General features: G+C 49.4%; 10 protein-coding genes (1 of these 10 running past the window's edge). 4 read left to right on the forward strand and 6 right to left on the reverse strand.

What is annotated here, in order from left to right:
- The 4 genes from ACEN86_RS14145 to ACEN86_RS14160 form a co-directional block, all read right to left on the reverse strand.
- Positions 1–64, reverse strand: the 5' end (the start) of a protein-coding gene (locus tag ACEN86_RS14145; protein WP_495631253.1) for a carbohydrate kinase family protein. It extends 884 nt beyond the left edge of the window; the window shows 64 of its 948 coding nt (coding positions 1–64); the start codon lies at positions 62–64; its stop codon lies off the left edge, out of view.
- 12 nt (positions 65–76) lie between these two features.
- A complete protein-coding gene (locus ACEN86_RS14150) occupies positions 77–1543 on the reverse strand; it encodes a glycoside hydrolase family 32 protein (protein ID WP_495631254.1) in 1467 nt (488 codons plus the stop codon).
- A 186-nt stretch (positions 1544–1729) separates the two neighbouring features.
- On the reverse strand, positions 1730–2707 hold the full coding sequence (locus ACEN86_RS14155; RefSeq protein ID WP_495631255.1) for a LacI family DNA-binding transcriptional regulator: 978 nt from the start codon (positions 2705–2707) through the stop codon (positions 1730–1732).
- 281 nt (positions 2708–2988) lie between these two features.
- Positions 2989–5664 carry an adenosylcobalamin-dependent ribonucleoside-diphosphate reductase gene (locus tag ACEN86_RS14160; protein ID WP_495631256.1) on the reverse strand — a complete coding sequence of 892 codons (2676 nt, stop codon included), beginning with the start codon at positions 5662–5664 and terminating at the stop codon, positions 2989–2991.
- A 357-nt stretch (positions 5665–6021) separates the two neighbouring features.
- On the opposite strand from ACEN86_RS14160, the gene ACEN86_RS14165 reads away from it, so the two are divergent.
- The 3 genes from ACEN86_RS14165 (at position 6022) to ACEN86_RS14175 (ending at position 9918) form a co-directional block, all read left to right on the forward strand.
- Positions 6022–7770 carry a DEAD/DEAH box helicase gene (locus tag ACEN86_RS14165; protein WP_495631257.1) on the forward strand — a complete coding sequence of 583 codons (1749 nt, stop codon included), beginning with the start codon at positions 6022–6024 and terminating at the stop codon, positions 7768–7770.
- Positions 7771–7778: 8 nt separating this feature from the next.
- Positions 7779–8810: a YqhG family protein gene (locus ACEN86_RS14170; RefSeq protein ID WP_495631258.1), complete on the forward strand. Its 1032-nt coding sequence runs from the start codon at positions 7779–7781 to the stop codon at positions 8808–8810.
- Between the two features lie 160 nt (positions 8811–8970).
- Positions 8971–9918 (forward strand): hypothetical protein, encoded by a 948-nt coding sequence (locus ACEN86_RS14175; RefSeq protein WP_495631259.1) that lies wholly within the window; start codon positions 8971–8973, stop codon positions 9916–9918.
- A 57-nt stretch (positions 9919–9975) separates the two neighbouring features.
- Here ACEN86_RS14175 and ACEN86_RS14180 read toward each other — a convergent pair whose 3' ends face one another.
- Positions 9976–10197: a YqzE family protein gene (locus ACEN86_RS14180; protein ID WP_495631260.1), complete on the reverse strand. Its 222-nt coding sequence runs from the start codon at positions 10195–10197 to the stop codon at positions 9976–9978.
- A gap of 238 nt (positions 10198–10435) precedes the next feature.
- On the opposite strand from ACEN86_RS14180, the gene ACEN86_RS14185 reads away from it, so the two are divergent.
- Positions 10436–11080, forward strand: a complete 645-nt coding sequence (locus ACEN86_RS14185; RefSeq protein WP_495634307.1) for an N-acetylmuramoyl-L-alanine amidase family protein — start codon at positions 10436–10438, stop codon at positions 11078–11080.
- Here the strand turns inward: ACEN86_RS14185 and ACEN86_RS14190 are convergent.
- Positions 11067–11960, reverse strand: a complete 894-nt coding sequence (locus tag ACEN86_RS14190) for a divergent polysaccharide deacetylase family protein (RefSeq protein ID WP_495631261.1) — start codon at positions 11958–11960, stop codon at positions 11067–11069. The genes ACEN86_RS14185 and ACEN86_RS14190 overlap by 14 nt on opposite strands.
- Positions 11961–12019: the final 59 nt, after the last annotated feature.

The raw sequence follows: 12019 nt of genomic DNA on the forward strand, positions 1-12019 counted from the left end.
TCACACCTATTTGATGGGGGATAAAATCAATAAGCGCTTCTCCCATGGTGAATACGGTCAACATGCATGTTCCTCCTTATAAGACATCCCATTTATAAAGGGATACAAGCTTGGCAGATCCCTTGGCGAATGCCTGTATCCCAAGCGAATGAGGTCCAGGATAGATGCGGGCTGTTATGACGTGCTGTCCATCACCGATAAAAACTTCAACCGAGGATTTATCAACAAATATCCGCAGCTTCAGCCGTCCTTCCGTAAGCCGGACGTGAACGCGGCGTTCACCACCAGGACCCACACCGGAGTTATCTCTATTCAAGCTGAATACTCCTTCACCGGGACGATAAGATAACACCGTCTCCTCCTCGGCTCCGACACGGAGCTTTAGGCCGAACTCCTCTGAATCGCCTGCTTCGAACTCGGTTATTAGCTCGTAGCTGTCGCCCATAGTCTGTATGTCGATAACCCGATCTAGAACAACGTCATGAATTTCATAAAGATTGCTCCGGTAATTCTCGATTTCTTCAACAGGACTAAATAGTATACGGTTCCCTTGCAGTTCTGCAATGCGAGGCAGACTCATGGCACCTGCCCAGCCATGCCCCTTCTGTGTAGGCATATCGCTCTCCCAAATATCCATCCAGCCCATTACAATTCGGCGGCCCTTGTCATCCAGCATGGATTGAGGTGCGTAGAAGTCAAATCCGTGATCAACCTGGGCAAAAGCTTCACTATGGAACTTACCCGTACCAGAATCGAACTCCCCAACACAATACATGGTGGAATGAAGGTTCCGGTATTCTTCTCCTTGAGCCGGCATCCGCTGCGGGGAGAGCATGAAGATGTCTTTATTTCCGAGCGAGAACAAGTCCGGACACTCCCAATTATCACCAAAGCGGCCATCACTTGATGCGAGCACATTCACAAAGGTCCAGCTATACAGATCATCAGATCGATATAAAAGAACCAGCCCATTTCCTTTTGCATCATTCGAACCGAGAACTACATAATACTGCCCGTTCCTCATGAATACTTTAGGATCACGAAAATCCTTCTGGCTTACTCCATCTGGAATCTCATCGTAACCAATAATGGGGTTGCCCTTCCACTTCTCAAAGCTCACTCCATCCTCCGAGACAGCAATCCCTTGAGACTGCATGTAATCCTGTTCCGGGTCAGGTCCAGTGACTACATGACCCGTATATAAGAGCATTAGGAGACCGTCTTTCTCAATAGCACTACCGGAAAAACAACCGTCCCGATCAAATTCCCCCTCGGGAGCCAAGGCCACCGGGAGATACTCCCACTTGATCAAGTCCCTGCTTACTGCATGTCCCCAGTGCATCGGTCCCCACACAGGCTTATAGGGATAATGCTGATAAAAGAGATGATACTGCCCTTTATATTGAATAAAACCGTTCGGATCGTTCATCCATCCGTATTCGGCCATCAGATGATAATTCAGTCTATACTCTGCCTTAAGCAGGGCCTTGGATTCTTTGATAAACTGGTCAGCCTGATCTCTGGTGTACTCTCTCATTTGCATAAAAAGTTATCCTCCTGCCTATAAGAAACAGAATAAAACCCTTTGAATAAATAAACCGCTTACACTCCGAAGTATATGTTAAACATTTAGCGTGTGTCAATCGTTTGACATATGTGGCATAAGATAACCAAGCTTTTAATTAACCCCGCATAAATATAGAGAATATCACTCATAGGTAATCAGAATTCATGTGGTAGAACGCTCTATTAATTCAACAGGGAGCAGGTTCTTCGGATCAAAAGGGTCTCCCTTTAATTGCTTTTGGATTAATTCTACGGCCAGATGTCCCATTGCTTCGATTGGCTGCTTGACTGTAGTGATCCCAGGGATGAACCATGAAGCCATATTCACATCGTCGTAGCCCACTATTCGAATATCCTGTGGCACCTTCTTCCCTTTGCTTAAGCATTCTCTCACTGCAAAACCGGCAATAACATCGCTGCTGGCAAAAATACCATCCATATCGGGATATTCCTCAAGAGCCTTGTGAATGATCCGTTCGTACTGCTGTTGATCGAATACATTCATATCCGTTTGAATAGTCATGTGGTGAATCCCATGCTTCTCGGCAGTATCCCTGAAACCGTCATTCCGATCATTCGCAAGCATCTTAAGCCCAAGGTTACCGCAAATGTGTACAATGTTCCGGCAGCCCTTACTTACCAGCAATTCAGTGGCCAGCACCCCGCCGTGATAATTGTCTGAAGAGACATACGGAATCTCAATGCCGATCTGCCGATCTATAGTAACAATAGGGGAATGAAGAGTGAGGTATTCTTCTATCTCAAGTGTGTGACTGCCCATTATAATTCCGTCAACCCTATTGCGTTTGAGCATGGCGATATAATCCTTCTCTTTGAAAGGATCCATATGAGAGCTGCAGAGCAGCACCTTGAATCCGTTCTGATAAGCATAATACTCGATATGGTTGGTCAGCTCACCGAAGAATGGATGAGATACACTCGGGATAATAAGACCGATAAGATTCGACTGCTTACGCAAAAGAGAGCGGGCAAGCTCATTAGGCTGATAATTGAGCTCCTCCATGGTCTTGTATACTTTGGCCCTCGTCGCCTCACTGATGTATCCCCGATTGTTAAGCACCCGGGACACCGTGGTAACAGACACACCGGCTTTAAGAGCAACATCATTAATTGTCGACATGGCTACCTCTGATTCTACTGATTTTATTTCAACCTAATATACCCGATCATTTGGGGTTAGACAAGCCATTTCATTCTCTGTTGATGCCAGGTAATTGAAGACTTGAGTGGTGATAACAAAGACATTTAGCAGTAGAGCCTCCTCAGTCACGGTACCATCAGAAAAAGACAAAATGGAGCAGCTGCCAACAAGGCAACTGCTCCATTTATTTTCCAAAAAGCTAGAGCTTATCATCATAGCATTGTCTCTCTCTAAGCTTTAACCTAAATTTGATCTAACTATCAAGAACATCTGCTGTATCCACAGTTACTGCAGGTCCGGCAGCCTTCCGTATTGACCAGAGAGGCCGATCCGCAGGAAGGGCACAGATCACGGGTGCTTTCTGAGAAGCTTGAGGTATGGGCTGTAGCCCCCGCCTCTTCTTCATATTTGTTGAACATCTCTTCCACAAGAGCAGCCGGATCCCCCGAAATCTGGCCCCTCTCCTGCAGCGCCTCCTGCTGAACATGGGTCTCTAATGCCTTGGCTACCGCATCAGCAATTGATTCTACCCGGTTCGCACCAAAGCCGATAGCACCTGAGCCACCGATTCCTTTCAAATGCTTGATCAGCAGCTCAACTTTATGCCCATGGTCTCCGTACCGCAGGAACAGGGAGCAGACACGCCCCAAAGCTTCGGCCATGGCGAACACGTCGGACCCTGCTTTTCCAACATTCAGGAAGATTTCTGCCGGTATTCCATCCAAGTCATTGATCGTGATATAAGCCATGCCAAAAGGCGTATTCATCTTATAGGTGGCCCCTCTCAGAATTTGAGGGCGGCGTTTATACTGCTTATCTACCACCTTATTATCGGGCAGGGAAACACTGTTCTTGGCTGAAAGATCCTGCTTCAACAGCTCTTCAACTTCTTGGCCTTCCAACTGAACCAAACGGTCAGAGGTTTCTGAGGTCACCTCAGCAGCCCGCTGAGCAATCTTCTGTTCCAGTTCCTTTTCATCCGCTTGCGGGGCTGTTTTGTCTTGCTTTTTCTCGGTCTGCAGCACCTGAATGTCCCGGCTGCCGTCCCTGTAGATCGTCACTCCCTTGCAGCCAAGGTCAAAGGCTAATTCATACAGCCGCTTAGTATCCTCCACTGTAAAGTCAGCCGGACAGTTCGCCGTCTTGGAGATCGAACTGTCCACCCATCGCTGAATCGCAGCCTGGGTCCGAATATGATCCTCAGCAGATAAGTCCATTGCTGTGACGAAGTAGTCAGGCAACTCCTCCCCCGGGTGAGCATCGATCCAGTCCTGGGCAATCGGCACGAACTGCTCGTCAAAGCCCAGCCGACTCTGTCTGTAATACTTGAAGGCAAAGTAAGGCTCAATTCCCGTAGAAGTGCCTACCATCGTTCCTGTGCTTCCCGTCGGAGCCTGGGTAATGATCGTGACATTCCGGATCCCCTTCGCGCGTACGGCTTCGCCAACCTCTGGGAATTCTTTTACCATTTCCTTCATGAATCCGCTTTGTAAATATTTGCTTGCATCGAAAGCCGGGAATGAACCCTTCTCCTCGGCAATATCGGCTGAGGCGAGGTACGATTCTCTGGCAATGAAGCCATACAACTGGTCGAGAAATTCCAGGGACTCCGCACTTCCGTAACGGATCTTGAGCTTAATCATGAGCTCGGCCAGCCCCATGGTCCCAAGCCCAACCCGGCGCTCGTTCTTCTGATTCTCCTCATTCTCTCTGAAATGGTATGGGGTCTTATTGATCACGTTGTCCAGGAAACGCACCGAATAGCGCGTTGCCCTAGCCAGCTCGTCCCAGGCAACATCTTCGCTTGACTCGTCATAAAACTTAGATAGATTCAGCGCGGATAGATTGCATACTCCCCAGCCAGGAAGTCCCTGCTCACCGCATGGGTTGGTACATATAATTGGATTAAAGTACCAGCTGTTGGACATCTGGTTATAGTACTCCATAAATACGACACCAGGCTCGGCGGATTTCCAGGCGGACTCCATAATAATTTCCCAAATTTCACGAGCCTTTACCGTACGGTAATGGACAACTTTTCCGCCGGCCGCTTTCCAGGCCTCCAGGTTACCATCCCATTCCTCATTATACTTATCGCCCGTGGTATCCGGGAAGACAAGCTCCCAATCCAGATCCTGCTTCACTGCCTGCATGAAGGAATTACTGATGCATACCGACAGATTCGCATTAGTCACCTGACCCATGGTCTGCTTCACGGTGATGAAATCAAGAATATCCGGATGCCAGTCATTGATCATCAGCATCAGCGCGCCTCTGCGGCTTCCGCCCTGCTCAATGAGTCCAGTAGTATAGCTGAACAAGCCTCCCCAGGAGACCGCTCCGCTGGATGATCCGTTAACACCTTTAACTACAGCTCTTCTCGGTCTTAACGAGCTGAGGTTAATGCCCACGCCGCCGCCTCTGGCCATAATCTCGGTCATCTCAGACAGGGTCTCCATAATTCCGCCGCGGCTGTCCCTAGGAGAAGGAATAACGTAACAATTGAACAAGGTGAGCTCTTCGCTCGCCCCGGCCCCGGCTGCAATTCTGCCGCCCGGAACGAGCTTCCAGTCATCCAGTATGGAGCGGAACTTGCCTTCCCATTCCTGCTGAAGCTCCGGAGTCGCTTCTACCGAAGCCATGGCCTTCGCCAAGCGATCCCACATCTCCTCGGGTGTCTTCTCTATATTAAGGGTAAGTTTCTCTACATCGGTATCCACCGTTTCACCGCTACGGGTCTTAACGGTAACTCTACTTCCCTGTCTTTCAACTATTTCTCCAACTTCCTTGGCAGGGAATTTCGGATCATCCTTGGTCAGAACAAGGACGGTATCCCCAATCTTCGCTTGGCTGGGATCTGCATTTTTCCAGGCATAACGATCCAGAAATATTTTTTCACTCAATCCTTCAAGCCGCTTGTGATTCTGTGTATTCATGAAGAATGCCTCCTAAGAACTTAATGAGAACTATATAACTTCACTACCCAAATATGTACATACCACAACATATTGTGCATAATCATCATCATACTATACAACATATCGGCCTATTGTGATTTGTGTCATATCTCTCACCCGTACAATTCCCTCTCATAACCCTTCTTCACTTGACCGGTTTATCTCTCCAAGCATCGCGAGTTATGAACAGCTCTATTTTCGTCCATACTAACCCTACATCATCTGATCCAGATGGAAGTGAAGTCAAAACCTTCGGCCTGCGCATTCTTCAATACAATTATTACTACTACATTCACCATCCAGATTCAACAGCTGAGAAAGGAAGGCCCAAGCCTTATGAGAATACAACCCGGACCTGATCTTCATCCTAGCATTCAATTTGACCGAACGTGGTTTGAACAGCTGGAGTCCAGACTAGACCGAGGAGGTCCCTGGGACAACTGGAGCTTATTCTCCCTAGCCATAGAGTCAGAAGAAGCGGGACTTGTCACGGAGTTTGAGGAAATGCAGTGTCTGAAGCATCTGCATGGACTTGAGCCGCTTCCTCATCAGACGGATACAGCAAGGAAAGTATTGTTCGAGATGAGGGGCCGTGCCATTCTGGCGGATGAGGTTGGGCTTGGCAAGACGATAGAGGCCGGTCTTATTCTCAAAGAATACTTAATCCGCGGGCTTGTCCGCAAGGTTCTTATTCTGGTCCCCGCCTCTCTTGTTCTTCAGTGGGTCAGAGAGCTGAACTCCAAGTTCGGAATCTCGGCCACTGCCCAGAAGAAGATTCATTCCTGGGATTCTGACATCGTGGTGGCTTCGATGGATACCGCCAAGCGGGATCCGCACCGGGAGATTTTGCTGGGGAAGGAATATGACCTCGTTATTGTAGATGAAGCCCACAAGCTCAAGAATAAGAAGACGACCAACTATCAGTTCATGCTGAAGCTCCGCAAGAAATACTGTCTGCTTCTCACGGCAACGCCAGTTCAGAACAATTTGGACGAGCTGTTCAATCTCATTAATCTGCTCAAACCGGGCCAGCTGGGGCGGCAGGATGACTTCTCGGCCAACTTTGTGGTTGATAAGCGCGTTGCCAAGAACGAGGATCAGCTTAAGGGCGAGCTCTCCAAGGTAATGATCCGTAATCGCCGCGGCGATGGACAACTTAATTTCACCAAGCGCATTGTACGGAACATCCCGCTGGAGCTGTCGCCCGACGAGAAGGCACTCTATGACGGAGTAACCTCTTTTGTCAAAAATCAATACCAGGCATCCGGAGGCAATTTCAGCAGCATGCTCTCCATGGTGACCTTACAACGGGAGGTATGCAGCAGCCGGGATGCGGTGTTCGTCACCCTCGTCAATTTATCCAAGAAGCTCGCTCCTGATTCACCGATCAGAGATCAAATTTGGGAACTCGTTCATGCGATTAAGGCTATCAAAGAAAATACAAAAGCGGAGAAAACCATCGAGCTCATCCGGGAAATGAATGAGAAAGTCATTGTCTTCACGGAATATCGGGCTACTCAGGAGTATCTGCTTAATTACTTTCGGGACCACGGCCTGACTGCCGTTCCTTACAGGGGCGGGATGAACCGCGGCAAGAAGGACTGGATGATGGATTTGTTCCGGGGCCGGGCTGAGGTCATGATTGCTACCGAAGCAGGCGGCGAGGGCATCAATCTTCAATTTTGCCATAACATGATCAATTTCGATCTGCCCTGGAATCCGATGCGTGTTGAGCAGCGGATTGGACGCGTTCACAGGCTGGGACAGCAGAATGACGTGAGGATCTATAATTTATCTACTAACGGGACGATCGAGGAGCATATTCTGAACCTGCTTCACGAGAAAATCAATATGTTCGAGACTGTCATCGGCAGCCTAGATGTCATCCTGGAACGGTTCGAGAAGAATCATTCTCTGGAGAAGAGCCTGTACAAAATCATGCTTGAATCGGAGAACGAGGAAGACCTTAGGAAGCAGGTCGAGTCACTTGGTAGTTCGCTGGACTCCATCAAACAGGAAGTAGTACTAAATGACACTTTTACAGAGGAAGATGAAGGTAATCTAGAGCAGCTCTTGGGAGGATGATTGTTACGATGAGTATGACCACAGAACAGATCCGGAAATACGTCCTGACCTACCTGGAGAGTATGGAATGCAGCGTGATCGAACAGTCTCCTTACCATGTGACAGTCAAGCTGTCTCCTGAAGCCGATAAAGAGCTTACCGGCCGGCCGTACTACTGGAGCTTTATTGAACGAACGAATGCAGAAGCGCAGACGATGTCTTTCCTGTTCGTCTTTGATCCAGAGAAATATGAGCAGTCTGAAATCGCCAAGACAGCCAAAGCGAATGAGGAACGGAGAGCCTCTCTTCATGCCCAGCTTAATCAGCCTGTCATCTCATCCGGTGAAGGAACCGTCACCCCCCCGTCTTCTTCACCATCCGAGGACAGCATTCTTGGAAGATACTTTGGAGTTGTACGCCCGCTGCCCAATGTCGGTCCTGGCCGAATACACCGGGAGCATCTGCATTTCGGTAGTCCGCGTCTGAAGCAAATTTTCGAGGCAGCCCGGCGTGGAGGCAGCTGTGTATATTTGTTCGAGGACCCGGGACCAAGACAGCGCTCCACTCTGTTCCCGGCAGCCTACGAGCCATGGCTGGGTGTTAATTTCAAGGTGGAGTTCGCCTGTGATATGAAGCGCGAAGAGCTTCACTTCATGGGGATATCTCTGGTAAGCCGAAAGATCGACTTCCAATTCCGTGATCGGCTGAGCGAAAGATCCCTCCGGCCAAGACTGCCCGAGAATGTGCATATCGAGCCCTCTTCCATCACCCCGGCCGAAGGAAGAGATGCTCTTGAAGCTTCCCTTGAAGACAAGCTGAGGGACATTGACCCAAGCTGGGCAACGGAGGCATCTGCCCGTCTACAAGAGGAGCTCGATTTGATTGATGTCTATTACAAAAACCTACTCCTCGAAGAGGATGAAGAGAAGCGTGAAGCTGCCAAAGAGCAGTATGAAGCTAGACGGAAGGAAATCCGCTGGCAGTATGAGCCCCGAATTCTCGTATCTGCCATAAACTGCGGTATCTTTCACCTAAGACAGGAGACCTCCCGAATGAGGTGACCATTATCGATAAAACACCGCAAAAATAGAATACTCGTGACAAGCTTGTCCCGACAGGTTGTAACAGTCTTTTGCGAGCCACTTCACTACAATGGGTACACCGGGCTTCAACCACGGTTAACACGGGAAACCAACCAAACTTAGGCAGGTGTTGTCTTTTATGAAAAGAGGGTTGAATCAATTCTTACGTACCAGCGTATGTATGGCCTTGATATTTGGAGGGGTCCAGAGTCTGTCCGGCCCCTATGTTGAAGCAGCCTCAGGGAGTCAGATTATCCAAATCTCCTCCGAGACTGAAGCTGCTGCTGAATTAACTCAATTTATTCAGGATATCCTAGATAGCTTATCGGAGCAGGAACCGTTTGAGGATTGGAAGAAAGCTGAATTCACAGCGGAGCCGCTCGGGCCAGGTACCCATGCCTGGATGGTAACGATCCGAACGGCCTCCCCCACAGCCGGTTATCTGATTATCGGAGCCAAACCGGATGGCGGTTATGCCTTAATTGAATATGGACGGGGAGCGGAGCCGCTATTCGCTGGGAAGTCGCTGGAGCAAGCAGTATCCCTAGTTAGAGACTCGGGAGAAGAGCGTGAGCTCGTGATCCAGAAGCTGTATGCTGGACCTACTCTAGCCGAGTGGAAGATTAGCATCAAGGGCTCGCCAGAGGAGAGCCGGTATTTCGATGCAGTCAGCGGAGAACTTCTCCCCGAGACAGAGGCCAGCTGGGCGAAGCAGATGGATGTCACGGCAACGCCCGATCCAAGCTTGATCCACAGCGGCAGTTCAGTCCTAACTCCGATGAAGACGGTGGTCACCGCGCGAGCTTTTAATCCTTATGCGAACATTGGGTGGATGAATCAGAAGGCACTACATATGAATCCCACCTCTTTCATCAAGCAGCTTAAGCTTAAGAAAAAACTTGTCTATGCCTCCCGCGGACCTGGCCGCACTTATTCTATTTCACTTCCCGTTAACGGATTTCAACGCTGGACCCATTCAGCAGCCGAAAGCCTGTATGTAATGTCCAAGTCTGGTGAATCCATCCGATGGATCTCCTTGGCATCTTTGGAGAGAATGGGGGGATTCTATACTGTGGATGGTTCTTAACGTCAAAAAAGCTGATCCCTTTACCGGTATCAGCTTTATTCAGGTCATGAGAAATCCCTAGATTTCTCGCGAAGACTCCTTGCGGCCGCGCTCCTTCACGAGCGGAACCGGTTCACTCTCCCACCACATCTCGAGGGCGAAAGGAATCATGCCGAACCATTTACGTGCCCAAGGCTCACGATGGTGCTGCTGTTCCTGCCTGCGAATTTCACGGGGTGTCTCCACAAAGTGTACAACTCTCTCGGTAATGATCTTTACAAGTTCATCGCCGCTTGCCATGATGACGATCCCTCCTTTAAGGAGAAGGTTACGGACTGCTCCTTGGTTTTATTGTGCTCCCATTCCACACTTCTTATTCACCCTTTTCACCTTTCACCCTTTACCTTTCACCTTGTACAGATCATGCATGATTTCAAGTCCATTAGACCATGATAGAGGTAAAAGAAACCAAGTGAAGGTGATTCTTATGCAGCGAATACTCCCTATGCTTCTGTGTCTCCCTCTCTTAACCGGGTGGATGTCTCCAGGTGCGGCATCTGCACGTCCCGATGAGATGGAGAGGCTCGCCCGCCATGCATTTCCAGAACCTGTAGTCCTCATTGATGCCGGCCATGGCGGAGTTGACGGCGGGACCTCTTTTCACGAAATTCTGGAGAAGGACATCAATCTGGATATCTCGCGCAAATTATATCTCCTGCTGAAGAGCAAAGGGTATATGGCTGCCCTAAACCGTTCCGAGGACTATGCGCTCAGCGATGAGAATCAGTGGCTGAAGAGCAGGTCCCGGCACCTGCGCGACCTAGCCCAGCGAAAAGGCTTAAGTGACGAACTCACCACCTCCATCGTGGTCAGTATTCATGTGAATTGGGCGAACAGCCGGTCCAAGCGCGGGCCGCTTGTTCTGCATCAAAAAGAAGGAAAAAGCGCACTCTTGGCCTGGGCCATTCAGAATGCGCTGGATCCTTTATTCGGCACCCGTTCATCACCTACGCTCGGCAAGCCGTTTTACTTGCTCAATCACACCCGTTACCCTGCCGTCATAGTCGAGACCGGATTCCTCAGCAACCCCGGGGACAGAGCCATGCTGACCAAGTCAAAAGGCCAGATGGATGTGGCCAAAGCGATTGCCGCCGGAATCATGCAATATTTCATGGAAATATGAAATCCAGCTGCTGCTGTTCCTTGGCCAGATCGCTGATACCTACAAAATCAGCCTCCTGCCTAAGCGTATGAATCGAATTCCGAAGCACCGAGGCTGTTTTCTTCCCACGTGAACCGACGTGACCAATGGTGACGCAGCTATCATGGCTTTTTAACCATTCGGACACCTTCCCGACCTGCTTGGATATATGTGCGGTGGATGCTACATCATCCAGAAAGATATGGTTGTACACCTCAGGAAGTCCTTTTTGTTTGCACAGCTTGCCGACAATGGATCTGTAGTTAGTTTTGCTATCTACGAAGAACAATCCCCGTTCCTTGCAGACATCCAGTACGATGGACATAATGCGCTCATCCGCGGTCACTTTGGATCCCATGTGATTATTGATCCCGACCGCGTAAGGCACATTATCAATAGCTGCTTCCACCGCCTTGCGTACCTCTTCATCCGACATTTTGGTCAAAATAGCCCCTGGTCCAAGCCATTCCGGTCTCCCGCGCTTTGGCTCCATAGGCAGATGAAGAAGCACATCATACCCTTTCTCATGAGCCCGTTTGGCATCCTCCTGCGTAGTTTGAAGAAAAGGCATGACGGCCACCGTTAACTTGACAGGCATGGACAAAATTTCATCCGTCCCTTCCATCTTGTTACCCAGGTCATCAATGATGACCGCAAGCTTCTTCTTCGAATGAGCACTCGGATTAGTGACCTTCGTATCCGGGTTCGCCGCAGCTGCGGATTCCCTGATCATCCGCTGACTTGTATCCTCCGGGAAGGCATACATGGAGACCGGACCTGCCAGAAGTCCGCATAACACTGCACCGGTTAATAGACTGCGGGCGATTCCTGTTCGCTTGTTCTTTTGCTTATCCATTGCCATAACCTGACCCTCCTGCCTTAAGACACATTGTCCCTACATTGTTTGAACTTAGGGAGTCA

This window comes from Paenibacillus sp. Paensp111 (genome assembly GCF_059492195.1).

Bases quoted from the DNA above. Each gene is read 5' to 3' on its own strand.
- ACEN86_RS14150 (WP_495631254.1), bottom strand. From the start codon at position 1,543: ATGCAAATGAGAGAGTACACCAGAGATCAGGCTGACCAGTTTATCAAA.
- ACEN86_RS14155 (WP_495631255.1), bottom strand. From the start codon at position 2,707: ATGTCGACAATTAATGATGTTGCTCTTAAAGCCGGTGTGTCTGTTACC.
- ACEN86_RS14160 (WP_495631256.1), bottom strand. From the start codon at position 5,664: ATGAATACACAGAATCACAAGCGGCTTGAAGGATTGAGTGAAAAAATA.
- ACEN86_RS14165 (WP_495631257.1), top strand. From the start codon at position 6,022: ATGAGAATACAACCCGGACCTGATCTTCATCCTAGCATTCAATTTGAC.
- ACEN86_RS14170 (WP_495631258.1), top strand. From the start codon at position 7,779: ATGAGTATGACCACAGAACAGATCCGGAAATACGTCCTGACCTACCTG.
- ACEN86_RS14175 (WP_495631259.1), top strand. From the start codon at position 8,971: ATGAAAAGAGGGTTGAATCAATTCTTACGTACCAGCGTATGTATGGCC.
- ACEN86_RS14180 (WP_495631260.1), bottom strand. From the start codon at position 10,197: ATGGCAAGCGGCGATGAACTTGTAAAGATCATTACCGAGAGAGTTGTA.
- ACEN86_RS14185 (WP_495634307.1), top strand. From the start codon at position 10,436: ATGTCTCCAGGTGCGGCATCTGCACGTCCCGATGAGATGGAGAGGCTC.
- ACEN86_RS14190 (WP_495631261.1), bottom strand. From the start codon at position 11,960: ATGGCAATGGATAAGCAAAAGAACAAGCGAACAGGAATCGCCCGCAGT.